The organism is Nonlabens tegetincola, from assembly GCF_002954355.1.
Classification (GTDB): Bacteria; Bacteroidota; Bacteroidia; order Flavobacteriales; family Flavobacteriaceae; genus Nonlabens; species Nonlabens tegetincola.
This window is the reverse complement of sequence record NZ_MQVV01000014.1, coordinates 376,842-398,605: the sequence shown is the minus strand read 5'-3', so window position 1 is coordinate 398,605 and position 21,764 is coordinate 376,842. Positions and strand designations below refer to the sequence as shown.

Below are 21,764 nucleotides of genomic sequence, written 5' to 3'. Positions count from 1 at the left end.
AAAGCCGCTTTATAAAAGCGGCTTAAATATAAATGATTCTAATTATTCATCACCTACAATGTACTCGATAGCTTTAGCGAGCTTAAAATCTTTTTCTGTTAAACCACCAGCATCGTGTGTATTCAACGTGATTTCTAGTGTGTTATAAACGTTGTACCATTCTGGGTGATGCTCCATTTTTTCTGCTTCCATAGCAATTCGCGTCATCACAGAAAAACAATCCATAAAATTGTCAAATTCAAAAGTAGTATGGATAGCATCGTCGTAATAATCCCATCCTTCAACTTCTTTTAAATGTTCTTCAATTTGTGCCTCGGTTAATTTGTTCATAGCTGTATATTTTGTTTAAATTTAATCACGCTTTCGCGAAAGCGTACACAAAACTATCATAATAATTCATCCCTAACCTTATGAGAATATTATTTCTTACTCTTTTATTAACTATTTCCTTTTATGCTAAAGGACAGAATGACTCAATACCTAAAGATGCAGTACATTTAAGAGAGGTTCCTAAGCATAATCTAGTGATCGATCTCGGACTTTCATCACCTACAGGAGACTATAAAGATGTTGCTGTATCTGGATTAAATATAGGTGCAGGATATGATTTCTACATGGACAAGCACTGGGCTCTTACAGCCAGCACTAGATATGTTTATAATGAGTTCTCACCCATCGGAAGCACTCAACAAACAACCATTAACAATGAAGAAAACTGGAGTGCCGTTACTCTAGCAATAGGACCTCAATATAGCTTTACTAACAATAGATTTCAATTAGACGCATTCACAAGAATAGGATTTCAATTTATTGATGAGCAAGAAAGTAGTGCAACGTCAAGTCTCATAGAAACGAATTACGCTACCGATAGCGAAAACTTTAATACAACCGCTGCCGTGCTACAGGTAGGCTTGCGTTTTAATTATTACTTTAGAAGAAGCGTTCAGGTTTTCTTTTCTCCACAATATATGAGTACACTAGGAGAACCAATAGCCTATTTTAGTGGAAATGGAACTGTTGATCGTAAATTAACCAATTTCTCAAACATTTTATTCAATGTAGGTCTTAAAATCGCAATAGGACCAGAATATAGCAATGGAGAAATGAGAGATGATTCCTTTTAAATAGATATTATGACCATTAAAGCTGAAAATATACAGGACTATATTACTCAAATTCCAGAAGAACGTAAAGAGCCCTTTACTAAATTATATGATACTTTAAAAAGCAATTTACCGGCTGGACTTACAGAAGGTATGCTATATAACATGCCAGGATTTTATATCTCATTAGAAGATTATCCACATGGGTATAGGGCAAATAAAAAGGTGACTCCTCTACCCTTTATCAATATAGCAAGTCAAAAAAATTACATCGCGCTATATCATATGGGAATGTATGCACACCAACCTACCTATCAATGGTTTGTAGATGAATATCCCAAGCATTCTAAGTATAAATTAGATATGGGAAAAAGCTGTGTGCGTTTTAAAAAACCAGATGCCATACCGTTTGAACTAATAGCCGAACTAGCATCCAAAATGAGTGTTGATAAATGGATTCAAGTGTATGAAGAGAATCTAGCAAAAAAATAATCGGTGAAAAATTTGTATGTCGCTTTTATAACTTTTTCTCTCTTAGCATCTGTAGGCTGTAATCAAAAAGAACGATCCAACTCTATAGAAATTAAAGAATCAAAGGAAGCAATAAAACAAGTAAATGTAAACAAGACAACCGTAAGTGAACCTATTGATTCTATTGAAAATAAACCCGTTATAAGATATGCCTCAGCCCAATCTGGTCTTAATTACAGAGAAGAGCCTGATGGTAAAGTTCTAGGAAAGTTTTTCCTAAACGAAACTATTGAAGTGGTTGAGTACACCAATAAATATTACGAGATAGCTGATGATGATCAAATCTATGAAGGTACTTGGCTAGGCATTAAAAAACAAAAAGATACGGTATATGTTGTTGATGCTTTTGTATCTGATTCACCTGTTTATTCAGATAGAAAAGTATACTACGTCACTTCAATTGATCCCTATGGAGAAGATGAAAATTACAAAGACAATGTAAATATAAGTGAAGCCCCTAATTATAATTCGAACTTTTATTCTGCTCTGGATGAAGAAAAAACGTATTCAAAAGAGTACTTTGAATGGGACAAGGCGTATAGAGATAACTTTTTAAAGGCAGGTGGCATTACTAAATATGATCAATTACACGTAACAAAAATTACTACTGGTCAAGTCGCAAGTTATCCTATTAAAGACTTAAAACTTATCGCAAATGTGAACGTTTATGCCAGCGGTAGCGGTGAATACAACGTTTATGATTTTGAAACTTGTCTAGAATTACCAGAAAATACAAATACTGATTTTGATTTTGCTACCATAGCTATTGATAATCCATTTGAAACTGCAACAGATTTTAAATACTTAAAATGGTATCCAGAAGAAGAAACAGAAAGTCTAAGACAACTATATACAAAACGATTTCCTTATCTTAAATCAGAGTTTTCAAATGAACCTAAGACTAAATTGTTTTACACTATTTATAACAACTATACAATATACTCTCTGGATCATGTAAACAAGTATAACTTACTAACCCGTTATGTGATTGTAGTAAAAGAAAATGGTGAAATTACCAACTCATTTATTGAGCAAGAAGGAGAAAGTACTGGTCTCATTCCTTTAAATACAGATTATCTTGAAAGCTCCTCACAATTTGCAATGAAACTATTTAAAAATGAACCACCACTTATTTACGGCCTGAGTAGTGAATCTTTTGGTTGTCCAAAGTTGTACTACCTTGAAAGCAACTATCCTAATATTATTTTAAGTTGTGACAATAGACATTAAGAAGCTTCAATTGTCTCCATTGCCCATTTTTTAAGTAATTCAAATTGCTCTTCTCTAGACATTTCACTAGTATCTAACAATCTAGCATCTTTTGCTTGGATTAAAGGACTGTCCTCACGAGTAGAATCAATATGATCTCGCTGTAAAACATTTTTATGAATTTCTTCATAGGTTACTTGATCGCCACGTTGCACTAGCTCGTCATACCTGCGTTTTGCTCTTACCTCTGGAGCGGCAGTCATAAATACCTTTAGCTCGGCACTGGGAAAAACCACAGTACCTATATCTCTACCATCCATAACTATACCTCGCTCCTGGCCCATGGCTTGTTGTTGTTCTACAAGTTTAACTCTTACCTCACTTATTTCGGCAACTGGACTTACAATATTACTTACCTCGAGTGTACGTATTTCTTTTTCAATGTTTGTTCCATTTAAATAAACATCTGCTTTATGAGTGTCTGGATTTAATTTAAATGATATGGCAAGACCAGGTAATGCAGCTATTAAGGCTTGTTTATCTAGCCTACCATTTTCAACCATATTTGAAGATAATGCATGAAAGGCAATAGCACGATACATAGCACCTGTATCAACATAAACGTAATCTAAATGTTCTGCAAGTTGTTTAGCAGCTGTGCTTTTACCAGTGCTTGAATGCCCATCTATGGCAATTATAATTCTTCCCATTATTGTAAATCTATATTAACTCCTATAAAACTGGTGTGCGCTGCCAGACTATAGCGAGCATGCGAATAACTGAATCGCATTTTATTCATTTTTAAACTAAACCCAGCGCTTAATCCACTAAATGCTCGAGTATCCTGAATACGTAATTCTTCAGCGCGTCTAAAACTGTAACCCAACCTTATTTCAAAAGTTTGCTCAGGAAATAATTCTACTCCTAAAACGGTATGCCTGAGCATATTATTAAAAAATCCAGGTTCATCTTCTATCACATTCCCATCCAGATCTGTTTGAGCATTTGCGGTATTTGAAAAGGCCAAATTCCATTTTTGCAAATTTTCCAAAGTAACATGAAGTCTTACAGGTAACTGTTTCATGGTATTTGAAAATCCTAAAGCAATCTCTAGCGGTAAATCTTCTTGTAATTCATTGTATGGAGTAAACTGTATTCCTAAATTTCTAACTACCAGCGCGGCTCTTATCGCTTTATCTTCATTGTAATAAAGCAACCCTAAATCAAGCGCACCACCTAGTGAGGTGTAGATGTCAAGTTTTGAAGAAATGAACTTAACATTTGCGCCTACATAAAAATCAGACCAAGGTATGTTGTAACTGTATCCAGCAGAAATTGCTGTTTCATTACCACTAAAATCTCCCGTTGAAATCCCTTGTTCATTGTAACCGGCAAATGTTCCATAATTCACATAGGTTACACCTACATGAAAGGTTTGCACATGTCTGTCCCAAGTATAAGCATAACTGGCTGTTCCATAATTAATATCACCTAACCAATTAGCATAATTTACTTGTAATTGATTATCCATTTTGGGATTTATAGTCGCTGGATTGTAAAATGCTGTAGTGGGATCATAATCTACACTGGTAAGCACTCTACCGCCCAAAGCAGCCTGCTTAGTTCCTGATACGAGATTAAGAAATTGATACGTTGAGGTTCCTCCTATTTGCGCTTTCGCGAAAGCGGAAAAAAGAAAAATCAAACAGAAAATATACCTCATTAAGTGTCCCAAATTATGTAGCAATAACGCATGCAAGTTTAAAAAATTTTAAGAGAACTATGATTTGATGCGTACCAGGCCATCTTCATCAATGTAATCTAGACTTACAGGCTCTAATTGATTGACTAGATTAGGGTTCCAAAAGGTTTTTACTTTTACGTAATTTTCAGTAAAACCATGTATGAAACCTTCCTTATTTTCAGCTTCCCAAAGAACCGTTTTTTCTTTACCTAATTGACTTTCGTAGAAGGCTCGACGTTTTTTAACCGATAAACCTCGTAGCATTTTACTACGTTTTTTACGCACATTCATTGGTACAGGACTATCCATGGTTGCGGCAAGTGTATTATCTCTTTCTGAGTATGTGAAAACATGCAGGTAAGAAATGTCCAGTTCTGATAAAAATTGATATGTATCTAGAAAGTGTTCATCTGTTTCTCCAGGAAATCCCACGATAACATCTACACCTATACAGCAATCAGGCATTACCTCTTTAATTTTAGTAACCCGATCAACATATAATTCTCTATTATAACGGCGACGCATTTTACCTAGCAATTCATTGTTACCCGATTGTAAGGGAATGTGAAAATGTGGCACAAAGGCGTTTGCACGGCTAACGAACTCAATGGTTTCATTTTTAAGTAGATTAGGTTCGATACTAGAGATACGTAATCTTTCTATACCGTTCACCGTGTCTAGAGCATGTACAAGGTCTAGAAAAGTATGCTCATGTCTTTTATTACCAAATTCACCTTTTCCGTAGTCGCCTATATTTACACCGGTGAGGACAATTTCCTTGATACCTTTATTGCTAATCTCTCTAGCGTTATTCATTACATTTTCAAGAGTATCACTTCTAGAAATACCGCGTGCCAGTGGTATGGTACAATAGGTACATTTATAATCACAACCGTCCTGTACTTTGAGAAAAGCTCGTGTGCGATCACCTATAGAATAGGATCCTACATAAAAATCGGCATCGTCTATTTCACAGGAATGAATTTGCGCTGGTTCTTCTTTAGACAGTTGATTAAGATAATCTGTTACCTTAAACTTTTCAGTAGCTCCAAGAACTAGGTCTACACCATCAACGGCTGCCAGTTCTGCAGGTTTTAATTGTGCATAACAACCTACCGCAATTACAAAAGCATCTTCATTGTGCTGTTGTGCTTTTCTTACAATGGACTTAAATCGTTTATCGGCATTTTCTGTAACACTACATGTATTGATTACATAAATATCTGCTTTTTCATTGAAATCCACTCTATCAAAGCCTTCGTCTTTAAAACTGCGTGCAATGGTACTGGTTTCACTAAAATTAAGCTTACACCCTAATGTGTAAAATGCGACTGATTTTGCAGCTGTTGCTACCTCCATATTCCTTTTCCTAAATAGGCTGCAAAGATAATTGAAAGGAATGAGTTGAAAAGCAGAATCCTATAACAGCTTATTCTTAGTATTTTTGCAAGAAAATAAGAATAGTGCGCATAGATATAATCACCGTTTTACCAGAATTAATAACTAGTCCATTTGAAGCCAGTATTTTAAAACGTGCTGTGGAAAAAGGTCTTGTTGAGGTACATCTACACGATTTGAGAAAGTACGGTCTTAATAAATACAATCAAATTGATGATTATCAATATGGTGGTGGCGCTGGCATGGTGATGATGATCGAGCCTATAGATCACTTAATTTCGGATCTCAAAAAAGAACGTGATTATGATGAAATCATTTACATGACGCCAGATGGAGAGACTTTGAATCAAGGAATAGCAAATACTATTTCACTTCAAGAAAACATTATCATTTTATGTGGTCATTATAAAGGTGTCGATCAACGTGTAAGAGATATGTTTGTTACCAAAGAAATTTCCATAGGTGATTACGTACTCTCTGGTGGTGAATTAGGAGCTGCCGTACTATGTGATGCAGTAATACGTTTAATTCCTGGTGTCCTATCAAACGAAACAAGTGCACTTACCGATAGTTTTCAAGACGACTTACTTGCGCCACCGGTATACACGCGTCCTGCGAATTATAAAGGTCAACAAGTACCTGATATATTACTAAGCGGAAATTTTCAAGCCATAGATAAATGGCGAGAAGAACAAGCGTTTAAACGCACGGAAGAACGTCGCCCTGACTTATTAAAAGACGATTAACTTAAATTAACGTCACAGTTTGGCAAAATAATTGTATCTTTATTTTGAAATTGTAGAAAATGAAGAAACTATTACTCTCTTTTACCCTAGTACTTGGTTTGTGCTTTACAGTGAAGGCTTCTGTAATAGTACCTACCTCTCCTGTATCGACTTATTCTTACAATCAGATAGGAAACGAAAATCTAATTTTACTTTCCAATCCAGTAAAGAACGGAACTTTAAAGTTCTCATTGAATAATACTAACTCCAGCAGCCTACAATTAAGTATCATTAATTCGCTAGGAAAAGAAGTCTATCGAACAAACAGTAAAATCAAATCGGGTGTAATGTCCTTTGATGTTTCAAAATTAAGCGCTGGTATTTATTTCCTTAGAGTTAATACGGAAGGAAATAGTCACGTTAAGAAACTTATCATTCAATAAAGTTTTTTTTATTTTATTTATTGTACACTTTTAAATAAGTGTTTATTTTTGCAGCTCGTTAAATCAACCTCTGACGAGGTTCGTGTATGTTGTTTTAATTAAATATAATAAGTCTATAAAAATGTCAGATTTAGTAAAGTTCGTACAAGACGAATTTATTTCAACAAAAGATTTACCAAAATTCTCAGCTGGTGATACTATCACAGTTTATTATGAGATTAAAGAAGGTGAAAAAAGCCGTACTCAGTTTTTCCGTGGTGTTGTACTACAATTAAGAGGTACTGGAGCTACTAAAACTTTTACAATTAGAAAAATGAGTGGTGGTATTGGTGTAGAAAGAATTTTCCCTATCAACCTTCCAGCTATTCAGAAAATCGAAATCAATAAAAGAGGTAAAGTACGTAGAAAACGTATCTTCTACTTTAGAGAACTTACTGGAAAGAAAGCTCGTATCAAAGAAGCTCAAAGAAAGTAATTTTCATTATATCAAAAAAAAAGCTGTCCAAACGGACAGCTTTTTTTTTGATATAAAATGATCCAAATCTCAATTATTGGATTTAATTATTCTTTTAAAACTTTAAAAGTCATATAAACATCTTCTTCAGGCCAGTCTCTAGAATCTGTAGGAATTTGAGAGATACGTTCCAATACTTCTATACCTTCCACTACTCTACCAAAAATGGTGTGCTCTCCATCTAAATGTTCTGCCTTTTTCAACGTAATAAAGAAGTCAAAAGCATTGTGCCAGTTGTCTGGATTATTATCCCATGATTTTGCCATACTCAAAGTACCGCGTTCATGTCTTACGTTGTCTAAAAAATGAGGTGGCAGTTGGTAATTTCCCGAACTATTACGCATCAATGATGGGTATGAATCATCGCTGTTACCACCTTGTACGATAAAATCATCTACTACTCGATGAAATACTGTTTGATTAAAGTACCCATTCTTGATCAAGTAAATGAAACTTGATCTATAAAGTTCAGTTTCTTTAAATAATTCAAAGGTTACATCACCATATTTTGTCGAGAGAAGAACACGAGTTTCAGGATTCTTTTTTCCATACCGCTTAAAAAATAATGGCACACTATCCTGAGGTATGTAATGTAAAAGCGTATCTCCTTTGGCGCTTACTGCACGTGTATAAATTTTCTCTAAACGTCGTTCTTCTTTTTCTTCCTTAGTAATCCATTTTCCTGCATTTGATTCCTTACTAGGAGTATCAACCTCATTAAGAGTTACAGGTGTATCTTTACATGAATAAAAAAGACAATTAGACAAATACAGTATAATGATTTCATACGAGCAATTTTTGCAATGGGTACCAAAATTAAAAAATCTTGAAGCTCCAGGAGCAGAAAGTCAGCTTAAAATGGCTGCATTGGAAAGATTAGAAGAATTACAGTCAGAAGGCTTAGAAAAAAATACACCTAAAAAGGCTGCTGTAATGATGTATGTATATCCTAAAAACAACGAGGCTCATTTTGTTCTCATTGAAAGGCAAAAAAGCAAAGGTAAACATAGTGGACAAATTGCCTTTCCTGGAGGAAAAACAGAACCGGATGATAACGGTTTTGAAGATACTGCTTTGAGAGAAACCTTTGAAGAGGTTGGCGTACCTTATGAATTTCAAGAAATAATCATCGAAGGCACACCCTTGTATATTCCACCTAGCAATTATCTTGTGTATAATTATTTGGCGTACTATCCCCATAAACAGCTTGATTTTAATGGTAAAAAAGAACTTGATACAAATAATTTTTTATCCTTCACACCTCAAATTGAAGAAGTTAAATCAATAATTGAGGTCCCTTTGAGTGAATTTCTAGAAACTTCTGATTCGGATAGAGTGGTATTATCAACTAGTTATATGACAGAAGTTAGTGTGCCCTGCTATCGCTTACAAGGAAATATCGTTTGGGGAGCAACTGCCATGATGCTTTCAGAATATAAAGTATTGATGAGGCAGATTGTAAACAAATAAAAAAAGCTCCAATTAATTGGAGCTTTTCATTTCTGTATAAACAGGATTAATTTTGCTTCTTCGCATCTATTTTAGCTTGTTCCATACCTTCTTCAATCATGTTAAAGAATTGATCAAGTTTAGGTAATACAACTATTCTAGTTCTTCTGTTTTTGGCACGTCCTTCAGCCGTATCATTTGAAGCAACAGGCATGTAATAACTACGACCAGCCGCTGTCATACGTTTAGGGTCCACACTAAACTCTTCTTGTAATACTCTAGTTACAGCAAGAGCTCTTGCAGTACTTAACTCCCAATTGTCTTTAAAATTGGCACTTGCAATAGGCTTATTATCTGTATGACCTTCAATCATTATGTCTATTTCAGGTTTATCATTTACAACAGTTGCTACTTTGCCTAATACTCTTTTTGCCTCTTGTTGTACTTGTGCCTGACCACTCTTAAATAAGAGTTTATCACTGATCGAAATATAAACTACGCCTTTCTCTACATTAACCTCGATATCTTGGTCGTTTAAGTTACCTAATGAACTTTTTAAACTGGTTACTAAGGCTATAGTTACACTATCTTTCTTACTGATAGCATCGTTAAGAGATTTGATTTGTAAATCTTTTTCACGAATGCTTTCTAAGCTACGCTCTAGGTTACGACTACCCTGTGTAGAAAGAGTAACTAATTCACCGTTATTATCCATAAGAGCTGCATTAGTATTCTTTAAGGTAGAAATTTGATCGTTTTTAGAGTCGATACTAGCTTTTGCTGCTTTTAAATCCGATTCACATGCGTTGAGCTTCACGGTTGCTGTATCTAGTAATTCTTTAGTCTCTTGTTGTTTAGCTAGTGCGGCTTCCAATTCTTTTTTAGAAGCACAACTAGCAAGCACAATCCCACTTAATAATAATACTGCTATTTTCTTCATCTTTATTATAAATTTTGATCAAAAATATAAAAGTCAAAACACAATCATGCGCTATTAACACTAGATTATCAAAAATCTTCTATAAATCTTGATAACGCGTTTTCTTCCAGAAGTAATACTTTAAAACTACAGAGAATGAAGTTAAAGAAACATTTTCAACAACCGATTGTTTCTTAATCGCTTTACGTTTATTTACAAACTTTCCGAGAGATAAATAGAAATCTTTATGAGCCTTTAAAACAGCAACAAAAAAAGTAAATCCGTAATCGCTCCATAATTTAAAAGCTGCTAGACCATCTAGTACCATTCTTATAAATAAATGTAGCAGCCATAATGAGTGATGATTGTTTTTTACTTGAACAAACAAACTATTTCTAAAGTTCAAATAGGTTTTTTTAGGATTGGTATAGCTTAGTGTCGCACCACCTTTATGATAGACCTGACTTGATGGAATAGCCTTAATTTCTTTATCTAGAAGTTTTATTCTCCAGCACAAATCAATCTCTTCTTGATGGGCAAAGAAATCTTCATCTAACCTACCAGCGGCAGTAAACACCCTTTTATTCACAAATAAACAAGCGCCACTAGCCCAGTCAATATCTACTACCGTATCATATTGTCCGTAATCTTGCTCTATAGTATCAAAAACACGTCCACGACAATATGGGTAACCGAAACGATCCAAGAATCCACCTGCTGCGCCTGCATATTCAAAAAGTTCCTTTTGTTTATCATCTAAAATCTTCGGTTGACAGGCCGCAAGTTTTGGATATTTTTCTATGGCATTTGTGATAGGTTCCAACCAGTTCTCGGTGACTCTAACATCACTATTTAGTAAACAAATCCACTCTTCTTTTATCTTGTCAATACCACGGTTGTAACCACCTGAATAACCAAAGTTTTGATCCAGAATAATAATCTCGACTTTATTTTCATAATGACTTTTGATCCATTGAACAGAATCATCAGTTGATGCATTATCAATAATGTAAATGGGATGTTCATTGCTGTACTTTACTACCTCGGGTAAATATTCCTTTAGTAAAGACAAACCATTCCAATTAAGTATAGCTATGGCAATTTTCATAAAGAATATTCTGGAATATCCGGGATAAATGTATAACCTCTTGTTTCATAATCCATGGTACAAAAATAATGATCTAATCCATTTGTAACCATCAAATACTCCGATTGTAATTCTTTATTATATCTCGCGATTTGGTCAAAGGTTTCTTGGGTAATTTTAACATCAGGTGCTTTACACTCTACGACTAGATGAGCGCTTCCATCCTTATTATAGGAAACGATATCATACCGCTTGACTGAACCCGATACACTTATTTGTTTTTCTACTGTAAGAAGATTTAAGGGTATACGCTTTCGCGAAAGCAAAAACTCCACCACATGTTGCCTTACCCATTCCTCTGGAGTGAGTACAACAAATTTTTTTCTAACCTGGTCAAAAATCAAGCGCCCTTTTTCAGTACTTTTGACTCTAAATTTTCCGGCTGGTAAATGCAGTGGAATCATAAAGCAATAATACAAAAACCCTACGTGCCATTACATGAGTGATGCCTTAAAAATCCTATCTGATCTTAAACAGAAAAAATATCAACCTGTCTATTTTTTGTGTGGCGAGGAATCCTATTTTATAGATCTAGTTTCTAATTATATAGAAAATAATGTACTGGATGAATCAGAGAAAGGTTTTAACCAAGTTATTCTTTATGGAAAGGAAACAAATATGGCCGCGGTCCTGGAGAATGCAAAACGATTCCCGATGATGGCAGATTATCAAGTGGTCATAGTGAAGGAAGCACAGCATTTATCAAAACAACTTGATCAGTTAACGAGCTATCTAGAGCAACCGCAGCAAACTACAATTTTATGTTTTGCCTATAAATATAAGACTCCAGATGGTCGCTCAAAAGCAGGTAAATTGCTTAAAAAGCATAGTGTTTATTTAGAAAGCAAACCGCTATATGAAAATAAAGTACCTGCTTTTATAACGGATATACTAAAATCTAAAGGTTATCGTATAGATCCTAAAGCCACACAAATGCTTGTGGAATATTTAGGAACGGATTTAAGTAAAATTAATAATGAATTAGGCAAATTAGAAATTGTTCATCCCAAGGATCAACCTATAACACCACAGGTCATTGAGGACAACATTGGAATCTCTAAGGATTACAATAATTTTGAATTACGAAAGGCAATAGGAAATCGCGATATCGTAAAGGTACATCGCATAATTAATTACTTCGGTGAAAACCCGAAGGACCATCCTATCGTACTTACCATAGGCCAATTGTATTCATTTTATACTCAATTATTAAAAGTACACGCGTTATCCGATAAAAATCCTGCAAATGTTGCTCGAGCAGCTGGTGTCAATCCGTATTTTGCAAATGAAATAATAACTGCTGCTCGTAACTTCCCTATGAAATACTGCAGTAGAGCCATAAAACTAATTCGTAAAGCAGATATGCAATCTAAAGGTGTAGGCAGTCACCAACTATCACAAAATGATATTCTTAAGGAGCTTATTGTAAATATTATGTCACGATGAGTAAGAAGAGTAAAATTAAATCTTGGATAAGTGCAGCTAGGTTGCGCACCCTACCTTTAAGCATAAGTGGTATTTTAATGGGATGCTCCTGCGCCCTATTCTCTATAAATTTAAATAAGGAAAGTGTTACCATATTTACTGAAATGGATTTCAGTATTTCTAATCAATTTTGGTTCATCACCCTACTTGGAATAATCACGACTTTAGGCTTTCAAGTATTATCTAATTTTGCCAATGATTATGGAGATGGTGTTAAAGGTACTGATAATGAGGATCGAATAGGTCCTGAAAGGGCTATACAAAGCGGAGCAATCACTGCAAAGCAAATGAAAATAGCGATTATTCTTACGGCTACCATATCTCTAATAAGCGCTATAGCATTAATAGCTATGAGTCTAAGTTTTGATGAGGTTTTAATTGCATCGGTATTTCTGTTTCTAGCCATCATTGCAATTTGGGCAGCTATAAAGTATACTGTAGGTGACAATGCCTACGGTTACAAGGGACTTGGCGATGTATTTGTTTTTATCTTTTTTGGACCTGTAAGCGTTATGGGAATGTATTATTTGATTACCAAGGAAGTATATATGATAAACATTATTCCGTCAACACTTATAGGTTTATTGAGTGTTGCCGTTCTCAATCTAAATAATATGAGGGATGTGATAAGCGATAGCAAGGTTGGTAAGAACACACTAGTAGTAAAAATTGGTTTTGAGAGAGCCAAGAAATTACATCTCTTCATTGTAGTTATTGCTTTATTAATGCTTGTCTGTCATCTTTTGTTACAGTTTACACAACTTAGTTATTTTGATGAAATTACTTCTTACCTACTACTTATTCCTCTTTTTGGGGTTATTCCTTTGATTAGCCACATCATAAGAGTACACAATACCGAGGAACCTATTTCATTAGATCCAGAATTAAAAAAAGTAGCACTCTCTACCTTCTTGATTTCCGTTTTAAGCTTTACAAGCCAGGTTTTAGTTTTTTGATTTATTTAACATATTGATAATTTATTGAGATTAAGATCATTAATTTCATAAAAATTACACATTGTTAATAAAGATCTTTAATTTTAACCTAAACTATTTTATTACATATAGTTTTTTATTATTTTTAATGACACTAAATAACAGCTTATAGAAAATATTACTTTAACCTAAAAACCCTATTTAATATGGCTAGAGCAATGTTTGAGTACACTAAAACAGTGCTAGTGAAAGTTTCTTTCAGTCCAGCACTTTTCTGTAAGGAATTAGAAAAGGCCGTAGAACGCTTATTACCTTTTGAACTTACTGAACTCAAAATCTGGTTAGATGAGCTTTTTGCTTCAAATCCAGAGCTTAAAACTTGCATTCCGCTATTACCAAAATAGCTTTCTATTAATTTTTAAAACGAAAAAAGCGACCTCTTGTAGGTCGCTTTTTATATTGATACTATATTATAAAGCTTATGCTTTTGGACTTATGATTTGAACGTTTTGAAACGCTATAGCTCCCTTAATAACTCCTGCTATTACCTTTTGCAGGGCCTCTATGATTTGTAATTTAAGTTCACTGCGATGATATATTAAACTTACTTCTCTTGCAGGTGAAGGTTCTTCGAAATGAATCAAATTGTTTTGTTTACGTTCGTTTAAATCCAACGTGTTTAAATAAGGTAACAAAGTCATCCCTAAACCTTCATCGGCTAATTTTGTAAGCGTTTCAAAACTACCACTCTCGAGCATAAATCTATCGTCATCTGTATCTCTACTTCCCTTACATAGATTAAGGACACTGTCTTTAAAACAATGACCATCTTCTAGCAACAATAGCTCATCTACATTAATATCGTCGACTTTTATCTTACCTGAAGTGGTAGCTGCTTTTCTTGGATCGTAAACAACGAAAGGTTCATAGTATAAAACTCGCTCTTTAATTAACTCATGATTTAAAGGTGTAGCGGCTATAGCTGCATCAATTGTTCCGTCTTGTAAACTATCGATAATACTATCGGTGGTAAGTTCTTCAATAATTAATTTGACCTTTGGATATTTATTAATGAAATTAGTTAAGAACATAGGTAATAAAGTAGGCATTACAGTAGGAATAACGCCTAATTTGAATTCACCACCTATAAAGCCTTTTTCCTGATCTACAATGTCTTGAATACGATCACTTTCATTCACAATATTGCGAGCTTGATTCACAATTTTCTTCCCTGTTTCAGTAAGTTCAATCGGCTTTTTGGACCTATCAAAAATTTGGACATCTAGCTCCTCTTCAAGTTTTTGAATTTGCATACTCAAAGTAGGCTGGGTCACAAATACTTTCTCTGCAGCTTTGGTGAAATTTTGATATTGAGCAACAGCTAGAACGTATTTTAACTGGGTAATTGTCATGATAGATATTTTCTACAAAAATAATGCTTATTATATATATTATCGATGCTAAATTAATCCCAATTAAAAAGCAGTCAACAAATTGTCAACTACTTTTATACTGGCTAAAATGATAGCGGTTTTCAATAATTATAAACCAAATTACCATCAGTATGATCAGGTTGGGTTCTTTGTAATTATAACGACCTAAACTAGACTAAAACAAAAAAACATGTTTCAAGATTTATCCAAAGCGTTTGGTATTATTTTCACTTTATTGTTAATGATTGTATTAGTGATATTTGGTACTGCGTTTTATGTTTCGACGCAATCCCAAACCACTGCTCCTATTCAAGAAGTAGCAGTTGTGAGTAAACCTGCTGTAGAACTTACCGATGTCCAAAAACAAGGAAAAGAACTATTCAATACAAACTGTGCTAGCTGCCATAAACGTTACAAAAAGGCTACCGGACCTGCTCTTCATGGTGTCACAGAAAGAAGAGAAAAAGAATGGTTATATAAATGGATCAAAAATAGCAGTGCATTAATAGCAAGTGGTGACCCAACAGCGGTAAAACTTTACAATGAATGGAATCAAAGTAATATGAATGCATTCCCTCAATTATCAAACGAGCAAATTGATGCTATACTAGCTTACGTGGAAATTCCTAAATAAACACATTAACATTTTCACAACTCCATACATTTATATTCTAAGGTATTTTTACTTTTAAATATCAATAATGAAAATACTTGCAATTGCGGCTAGTAATAGTTTGCAATCTATAAATAAGAAACTGCTTACTCATGTTGCTACTCTATTAGCTCCTTTAGATGTAGAGTTAATAGACATCAATAAATACGAGGTTCCTATTTACGGTATTGACAAAGAGATTGAAAAAGGTATACCCAGTGAAATTCTGGAACTATCCCAAAAAATAAAAAATAGCGACTTTTTAATTATTTCTCTTGCAGAACACAACGGAAGTTATACAGCGGCTTTTAAAAATATCTTTGATTGGTTATCTAGAGTGCCAGATACAAAAGGATTTCATAATCGCAAGACCTTATTACTAGCTACTTCACCAGGATCACGTGGTGCATCCACGGTATTGGAAATAGCTAGAGATAGATTCCCTAGAAATGACGCTAGTGTAATAGGAGCTTTATCCGTACCTTCATTCAATGAAAACTTTGATGTTGAAAAGGGTATAATCAATCCAGATATTAAACAAGCATTAAACGATTTACTTCATAAAATAAAATAATTATGGCTACAATAACTTTAGGAGGCAATGAAATATCTACATCAGGATCATTACCTGAAGTAGGATCACAAGCACCAGACTTTCAATTATTAGATTCAGATCTTAACACTAAAACCTTAAACGATTTTAAGGGAAAACGCCTTGTGCTTAATATCTTTCCTAGTATAGATACCGACACTTGTGCAACAAGCGTAAAAAACTTTAATAAAAGAGCGACTGAACTTGATAACACAGCAGTGCTTTGTATTTCAAGAGATACACCGTTTGCTCAAAAAAGATTTGCAAGCGACGAGGATATAGAAAACGTCACTAACTTAAGCGATGTCATAACAGGTGAATTTGGTAAAAGTTATGGGTTAGAAATGACAAGTGGTCCATTATCAGGATTTCACTCAAGAGCCGTCGTAGTTCTAGACGAAGAAGGAAAAGTAATTTATAATCAGCAAGTTGGTGAAATTGCTGATGAACCTGACTATCTTTCGGCACTTAAATCACTTTTATAATTGAATTTAAAACAATTTATTATTGGTAGAATAAAGGGCGTGGGCTATGCTTTTAAAGGAGCCTTTGCCCTTATTTTATCAGAGCCTAGTATACAAGTACAGGCGATCATCGGTGTTGTAATGACAATTGCTGGTTTTGTATTTAATATCACAAGGTTAGAATGGATGATACAATGTATGTGTATAGGAGGCATAATGAGTTTAGAAGGTTTAAACACTGCCATTGAAGGCATTGCCGACTTTATTCATCCAGAATTTCACGAAAAAATAGGCCGTATCAAGGACATAGCAGCAGGAGCTGTTTTTATAACCGCAATAACAGCAAGTATTGTCGGTCTAATCATCTACATACCTTATATCGTAGAACTTTTTAGTTAATAAATCCTGTTGATATCTGTACGTTTCAAATGTTTAAGGAATGTACAATATTGTTATTTTTGTTCGTTCATTATAATTCATGGCGCGCAAAAAGAAAACATCTACTCCACCATCGTTGATTTCTAAAATCAAAAACTTTTCTCTTACACGTAGACAAGAGGTTATTCTCGGATCTGGACTTATGGCTCTAGGTGCCATATTCTTCTTCTCCTTCTTGTCCTTTCTATTTACTTGGAGGGAAGATCAAAGTGAACTAGTAGATCTAGGAAATCGTGCAGTTGTGACAAAAAACTGGCTCAACCAACTAGGTGCTTGGTTAGGCGATATATTTGTTTATAAAGGTTTTGGAATAGCCGCATTTTCAATCGCTGTACTCACTATACTCACAGGTGTCTATCTATTTGCAGCAGGCAAGAACTTTTTATCGCTTTCGCGAAAGCGTATCCTGCAACTGTGGTTTTGGGGATTATTACTTATGATATGGTTAAGTGTTGTGTTAGGATATTTCCATAATTACAGTGCTTTACTAGGAGGAACTGTAGGTTTTGAAATTAATGACCTTCTTCAAGATTACGTAGGCCTGATAGGAAGTATACTTATACTTACCTTTTTTGCGATTGTATACTTAACTCTAAGATTAAAACTTACTCCAGAGAAAATTGCTGCTCGTTTTGCTAAAGCAAAACAAACTGTGGAAAATTCGATAGAAGACGTTTCTTCCCATATTGAATCTACAGATGAAGAAAAAGACTGGGAAGAATCTGTTACACATACTGCCACTACGACAAGTGAACCAACTACAGAAAACGAAATAGAAAAGCAGCCTACCACCATGAAAAGTGGTGATATGGAAATAAATATTGCTCAAGAAGAAGAGGAAGAACTATCACCAGAACTCGAGCCTACTTTAAAAACCACAGAAAAGGAAGTCGATCTAGAAGTAGGTGAAGTAATTGATGAAGAGCAACTTATAGATAATAAAGCTTCAAAGCTGGTAGAAGATTTTGGAGAGTTTGACCCTACGCTTGAATTGGGTAACTACCAGTTCCCTCCTATTGATTTATTAAAGGATTACTCACAAGGTAAAACCATCACTATTAATGAAGAAGAACTTGCAGCCAATAAAGATCGTATTGTAGAAACCCTTAAGAACTACAAAATAGGAATCGCAAAAATCACTGCAAACATAGGTCCTACAGTTACTCTTTATGAAATTGTACCTGAAGCTGGGATTCGTATTTCTAAAATTAAAAATCTTGAAGACGATATTGCATTATCGTTAAGTGCATTAGGTATTCGAATTATAGCACCTATTCCAGGTCGAGGAACAATAGGAATTGAAGTACCTAACCAAAAGCCGTCAATCGTATCGATGCGATCGGTAATCTCGTCTCCTAAATTTCAAAAAGCCGAAATGCAATTACCTATTGCACTTGGTAAAAATATTTCAAACGAGACCTTTGTTGTTGACCTGGCAAAAATGCCTCACTTATTGATGGCTGGAGCCACCGGTCAAGGTAAATCGGTAGGATTAAACTGTATACTTACTTCATTGCTTTATTCAAAGCATCCTGCCGAAGTAAAATTTGTTCTTGTTGACCCAAAGAAAGTAGAGCTTACTCTTTTTAATAAAATAGAACGCCATTATCTAGCAAAACTACCAGATAGCGAGGATGCCATCATCACTGATAACTCTAAGGTAATCAACACACTTAATAGTTTATGTATTGAAATGGACCAACGATACGACATTCTTAAGGATGCTATGTGTCGTAACATTAAGGAGTATAATGCCAAGTTTAAATCGCGTAAACTTAATCCTGCAAATGGGCATAAATTTTTACCCTACATAGTTTTGGTTGTAGATGAATTTGCCGATTTGATAATGACTGCTGGAAAAGAGGTAGAAACTCCTATTGCTCGTCTTGCACAACTTGCACGTGCGGTTGGTATTCACTTGATTATTGCTACTCAACGACCATCGGTTAATGTAATTACTGGTATGATTAAGGCAAACTTCCCTGCCAGAATTTCATTTAGAGTAATGCAAAAGGTTGATTCCCGTACCATCCTAGATAGCGGTGGTGCCGATCAATTAATAGGCCGTGGAGATATGTTGTACACCGCTGGAAATGAATTAATCAGGATTCAGTGTGCCTTTGTAGACACTCCAGAAGTTGAGAAAATTACCGACTTTATAGGCTCGCAAAAAGCATATCCAGATGCTCACTTACTTCCGGAGTATGTAGGAGAAGACGGTGGCACGAGTCTTGATATAAGCATAGAAGAAAGAGATAGTAAATTCCGTGATGCAGCCGAGGTAATTATTACGGCACAGCAAGGAAGCGCCTCTTTATTACAACGTAAGTTAAAGTTAGGTTACAATCGAGCTGGTCGTATCATTGATCAATTAGAAGCTGCAGGAATTGTAGGCCCTTTTGAAGGTAGTAAAGCAAGACAAGTCCTAGTACCGGATTTAAACTCTCTAGAACAATTGTTAAATGAAGAAAAGAACTCCTAAAATGAAACACATTATTACAGCAGTGTTTATGATTTTTGCTTTCGCGAAAGCGGTAACAGCACAAGATGCTAAAGCAGAAAAATTACTTGATGAAGTAACAGCAAAATTCCAATCCTATGAAAACATCAGCTTTTTGTACAAAGGGAATTTACGCAACGCAAAAAGTAAAACTAATATGGACATTCAAGGAAGTGCGAGAATGTCTGGCGAAAAATATAACGTAGGTTATTTAGGAACCACCATAATTTTTGACGGTACTAAACAGTATGTCATTAATAGCGAGGATGAGCAGGTTACAGTATCAACCCTAGATGATGACAATGCACAATCTATAACACCATCAAACATGTTATCCTTTTACAATAAAGGCTATAATAAAAAGATGGATATTGTCAAAAATGTAGGCGGTCGTAAAATACAATTTGTAAAACTTACTCCAATTAAATCAGATAGCAATTACAAAAGTGTTTTAATAGGTATAGACTCCAATACAAAGCATATTAATGAAGTTATTGTTACTGAAAAGAACGGGACAGTTATAACCTTTACCATTAAATCTTTGAAGGTAAATGAGCCCTTGCCTGAGAATTCTTTTGTATTTAATAAAGAAGAGTACAGCGGCTACGACATAGAAGAGTTGGACTAATTTGAAAATTCTAGACCGCTACATATTAACTAAATTTACAAAGACGTTTTTAAGCGTCTTTATTGTATTTACGTTTATTCTAGTTTTACAAGCTATTTGGTTATATATAAAGGCCCTAGCTGGTAAAGATCTAGATGCAGAAACTATTTTTCTCTTTCTGTATTACAACATACCACTTACGATTCCTTTATCATTACCCTTGAGTGTGCTGTTAGCCGCTTTACTCGTATTTGGTGAGATGGCAGAAAACTATGAATTTGCAGCCATGAAATCCAATGGTATTTCATTGCAACGTGCTATGAGGTCTCTTACTATAATTATACTTAGTATAGGTGTCACATCATTTTTCTTTGCAAATACAGTGATACCATGGGGTAATTTAAAACAAAAAAACCTCATTAATAATATTAAAAGAATGAAGCCAGCTATGGCTATCGTTGAAGGTTCTTTTGAGCAATTAGGAGACTATAATATTAAAGTGACCAAGAAATCTGGTGATAATGGTAGATTTCTGGAAGATGTGATTATACATAAAAAAACACCCAATCGTACCGGAAATTTTACGGTAATTAAAAGTAAAAAAGGTGAACTTAAAAGTAGTTTAAAAAGTGACGTAATCCAGCTGGTACTTTATGATGGTAATTATTACGAAGAAATGATTCCCAAAACTGCTGAACAACGTATAAGCCTTCCTTTTATCAAGGGTGAGTTTAAGGAATACGAATTGAATGTTGACGTTTCTGAACTTAACGAGGTAGATCTAGATACGGAAACTGTCACCGACAATCAAAAGATGCTACGAATAAACGAGTTGAAAGAACGTATAGACACTTTTGTAAACACTTTTGAGCAAAATATGAAAGTGTATCATCAAACACAACACACTAAATGGACTCCTGAAAATATAGACAATAGAGTTAAAGAAATTGATTCGATTGTTTACAAAGAAAACTTCTTTGATACGATGAGCATCTTTGATCAACGCAGGGCTATTGAAAATGCGATTAATAGATCTAAATCTGATCGATCTGCCATTCAAAGTAGGATATCCTTTGAAAAAACTGAAAATGAACGGTTGTGGAAACACGAAATAGAAATACACAAAAAATACGTACTAGGTATAGCCTGTATTATTCTTTTCTTTATTGGTGCTCCGTTAGGAGCAATAATTAGAAAAGGTGGATTAGGACTACCTCTTGTAGTTGCTGTTGTGTTTTTCCTTACCTATCACTTTATTAACATTGGTGCTGAACAGTCTGCCACACGAGGTGCTATTCCTGTTTGGTTAGGTGCATGGCTGGGTACCATGATCATATTTCCTATTGGGGTTATTCTTACCTATCGAGCGACTTCAGATCAAGGTTTCTTTGATGTAGGTGGTGCTATGGATAGCCTATTTAGAATATTCAAAAAAAAGCCAAATAAGGCATAGGCATCTTGCTTATCCTTATCTTT

At 34.7% G+C, this 21,764-nt stretch carries 26 protein-coding genes; 17 read left to right on the top strand and 9 right to left on the bottom strand.

From position 1 onward, the window contains the following. Positions 1-42: 42 nt before the first annotated feature. The gene (locus BST93_RS08690) at positions 43-330 is read right to left on the bottom strand and encodes a 4a-hydroxytetrahydrobiopterin dehydratase (RefSeq protein ID WP_060522635.1); all 288 of its coding nucleotides are present in this window, start codon (positions 328-330) and stop codon (positions 43-45) included. Between the two features lie 80 nt (positions 331-410). Here BST93_RS08690 and BST93_RS08685 point away from each other — a divergent pair, with 80 nt between their 5' ends. Genes BST93_RS08685 through BST93_RS08675 form a run of 3 tightly spaced genes read left to right on the top strand, consistent with a single transcriptional unit; the run spans position 411 to position 2,864 of the window. Next, positions 411-1,124 carry an outer membrane beta-barrel protein gene (locus BST93_RS08685; protein WP_105018852.1) on the top strand — a complete coding sequence of 238 codons (714 nt, stop codon included), beginning with the start codon at positions 411-413 and terminating at the stop codon, positions 1,122-1,124. A gap of 9 nt (positions 1,125-1,133) precedes the next feature. Further along, on the top strand, positions 1,134-1,595 hold the full coding sequence (locus BST93_RS08680; protein WP_105018851.1) for a DUF1801 domain-containing protein: 462 nt from the start codon (positions 1,134-1,136) through the stop codon (positions 1,593-1,595). A gap of 3 nt (positions 1,596-1,598) precedes the next feature. Next, positions 1,599-2,864 (top strand): hypothetical protein, encoded by a 1,266-nt coding sequence (locus tag BST93_RS08675; RefSeq protein ID WP_105018850.1) that lies wholly within the window; start codon positions 1,599-1,601, stop codon positions 2,862-2,864. Here BST93_RS08675 and cmk read toward each other — a convergent pair. From cmk to mtaB, 3 genes are read right to left on the bottom strand one after another with little or no spacing between them, the layout of a single operon-like run. Next, a complete protein-coding gene (gene cmk / locus BST93_RS08670) occupies positions 2,861-3,553 on the bottom strand; it encodes a (d)CMP kinase (protein ID WP_105018849.1) in 693 nt (230 codons plus the stop codon). The genes BST93_RS08675 and cmk overlap by 4 nt on opposite strands. Then, entirely contained in the window at positions 3,553-4,566 is a 1,014-nt protein-coding gene (gene porQ / locus BST93_RS08665) for a type IX secretion system protein PorQ (protein WP_105018848.1), read from the bottom strand. Before porQ ends, cmk begins: the two co-directional genes overlap by 1 nt. 57 nt (positions 4,567-4,623) lie before the next feature. Next, positions 4,624-5,946, bottom strand: a complete 1,323-nt coding sequence (gene mtaB, locus BST93_RS08660; RefSeq protein ID WP_042278629.1) for a tRNA (N(6)-L-threonylcarbamoyladenosine(37)-C(2))-methylthiotransferase MtaB — start codon at positions 5,944-5,946, stop codon at positions 4,624-4,626. A gap of 104 nt (positions 5,947-6,050) precedes the next feature. On the opposite strand from mtaB, the gene trmD reads away from it, so the two are divergent. The 3 genes from trmD (at position 6,051) to rplS (ending at position 7,628) form a co-directional block, all read left to right on the top strand. After that, positions 6,051-6,731, top strand: a complete 681-nt coding sequence (gene trmD, locus BST93_RS08655) for a tRNA (guanosine(37)-N1)-methyltransferase TrmD (protein ID WP_105018847.1) — start codon at positions 6,051-6,053, stop codon at positions 6,729-6,731. Positions 6,732-6,790: 59 nt separating this feature from the next. Further along, positions 6,791-7,153 carry a T9SS type A sorting domain-containing protein gene (locus BST93_RS08650; protein ID WP_105018846.1) on the top strand — a complete coding sequence of 121 codons (363 nt, stop codon included), beginning with the start codon at positions 6,791-6,793 and terminating at the stop codon, positions 7,151-7,153. 121 nt (positions 7,154-7,274) lie between these two features. After that, positions 7,275-7,628 (top strand): 50S ribosomal protein L19, encoded by a 354-nt coding sequence (gene rplS / locus BST93_RS08645; RefSeq protein WP_042278627.1) that lies wholly within the window; start codon positions 7,275-7,277, stop codon positions 7,626-7,628. 86 nt (positions 7,629-7,714) lie between these two features. Here the strand turns inward: rplS and BST93_RS08640 are convergent, their stop codons facing one another. Further along, positions 7,715-8,434 (bottom strand): peptidylprolyl isomerase, encoded by a 720-nt coding sequence (locus BST93_RS08640; protein WP_258150508.1) that lies wholly within the window; start codon positions 8,432-8,434, stop codon positions 7,715-7,717. Positions 8,435-8,444: 10 nt separating this feature from the next. On the opposite strand from BST93_RS08640, the gene BST93_RS08635 reads away from it, so the two are divergent. Beyond that, complete coding sequence (locus BST93_RS08635) at positions 8,445-9,137, top strand: NUDIX hydrolase (RefSeq protein ID WP_105018844.1); 693 nt, start codon at positions 8,445-8,447, stop codon at positions 9,135-9,137. Positions 9,138-9,183: 46 nt separating this feature from the next. On the opposite strand, the gene BST93_RS08630 is transcribed toward BST93_RS08635, so the two are convergent. The 3 genes from BST93_RS08630 to BST93_RS08620 all read right to left on the bottom strand — a co-directional run bounded on the left by BST93_RS08630 (position 9,184) and on the right by BST93_RS08620 (position 11,586). Further along, positions 9,184-10,056, bottom strand: coding sequence for an OmpA/MotB family protein (locus BST93_RS08630; RefSeq protein ID WP_105018843.1), 873 nt, complete (start codon positions 10,054-10,056; stop codon positions 9,184-9,186). 79 nt (positions 10,057-10,135) lie between these two features. After that, positions 10,136-11,143: a glycosyltransferase family 2 protein gene (locus BST93_RS08625; RefSeq protein ID WP_105018842.1), complete on the bottom strand. Its 1,008-nt coding sequence runs from the start codon at positions 11,141-11,143 to the stop codon at positions 10,136-10,138. Beyond that, positions 11,140-11,586 (bottom strand): type I restriction enzyme HsdR N-terminal domain-containing protein, encoded by a 447-nt coding sequence (locus BST93_RS08620; RefSeq protein ID WP_105018841.1) that lies wholly within the window; start codon positions 11,584-11,586, stop codon positions 11,140-11,142. Before BST93_RS08620 ends, BST93_RS08625 begins: the two co-directional genes overlap by 4 nt. Before the next feature lie 34 nt (positions 11,587-11,620). Between BST93_RS08620 and holA the strand changes: the two genes are divergently transcribed. From holA to BST93_RS08605, 3 genes are all read left to right on the top strand, one after another. After that, positions 11,621-12,628, top strand: coding sequence for a DNA polymerase III subunit delta (holA, locus tag BST93_RS08615; protein WP_105018840.1), 1,008 nt, complete (start codon positions 11,621-11,623; stop codon positions 12,626-12,628). Next, positions 12,625-13,623 carry a 1,4-dihydroxy-2-naphthoate octaprenyltransferase gene (menA, locus tag BST93_RS08610; protein WP_105018839.1) on the top strand — a complete coding sequence of 333 codons (999 nt, stop codon included), beginning with the start codon at positions 12,625-12,627 and terminating at the stop codon, positions 13,621-13,623. Before holA ends, menA begins: the two co-directional genes overlap by 4 nt. Before the next feature lie 185 nt (positions 13,624-13,808). Then, the gene (locus BST93_RS08605; RefSeq protein WP_042278618.1) at positions 13,809-14,006 is read left to right on the top strand and encodes a hypothetical protein; all 198 of its coding nucleotides are present in this window, start codon (positions 13,809-13,811) and stop codon (positions 14,004-14,006) included. A 75-nt stretch (positions 14,007-14,081) separates the two neighbouring features. On the opposite strand, the gene BST93_RS08600 is transcribed toward BST93_RS08605, so the two are convergent. Continuing rightward, positions 14,082-15,014, bottom strand: a complete 933-nt coding sequence (locus BST93_RS08600; protein ID WP_105018838.1) for a LysR substrate-binding domain-containing protein — start codon at positions 15,012-15,014, stop codon at positions 14,082-14,084. A 211-nt stretch (positions 15,015-15,225) separates the two neighbouring features. Here BST93_RS08600 and BST93_RS14665 point away from each other — a divergent pair, with 211 nt between their 5' ends. From BST93_RS14665 to BST93_RS08565, 7 genes are all read left to right on the top strand, one after another. Then, a complete protein-coding gene (locus BST93_RS14665) occupies positions 15,226-15,669 on the top strand; it encodes a c-type cytochrome (protein ID WP_308736865.1) in 444 nt (147 codons plus the stop codon). A 67-nt stretch (positions 15,670-15,736) separates the two neighbouring features. After that, on the top strand, positions 15,737-16,261 hold the full coding sequence (locus BST93_RS08590; protein WP_105018836.1) for an NADPH-dependent FMN reductase: 525 nt from the start codon (positions 15,737-15,739) through the stop codon (positions 16,259-16,261). Between the two features lie 2 nt (positions 16,262-16,263). Next, entirely contained in the window at positions 16,264-16,764 is a 501-nt protein-coding gene (gene tpx, locus BST93_RS08585) for a thiol peroxidase (protein WP_105018835.1), read from the top strand. Then, a complete protein-coding gene (locus BST93_RS08580; protein ID WP_105018834.1) occupies positions 16,765-17,142 on the top strand; it encodes a diacylglycerol kinase in 378 nt (125 codons plus the stop codon). It abuts the gene before it with no gap. A gap of 79 nt (positions 17,143-17,221) precedes the next feature. Beyond that, the gene (locus BST93_RS08575) at positions 17,222-19,663 is read left to right on the top strand and encodes an FtsK/SpoIIIE family DNA translocase (protein WP_105018833.1); all 2,442 of its coding nucleotides are present in this window, start codon (positions 17,222-17,224) and stop codon (positions 19,661-19,663) included. Then, positions 19,644-20,309 (top strand): outer membrane lipoprotein periplasmic chaperone LolA1, encoded by a 666-nt coding sequence (gene lolA1, locus BST93_RS08570; RefSeq protein ID WP_240919377.1) that lies wholly within the window; start codon positions 19,644-19,646, stop codon positions 20,307-20,309. Before BST93_RS08575 ends, lolA1 begins: the two co-directional genes overlap by 20 nt. Position 20,310: 1 nt before the next feature. Then, positions 20,311-21,741: an LptF/LptG family permease gene (locus tag BST93_RS08565; protein WP_060522660.1), complete on the top strand. Its 1,431-nt coding sequence runs from the start codon at positions 20,311-20,313 to the stop codon at positions 21,739-21,741. Positions 21,742-21,764 lie beyond the last annotated feature (23 nt).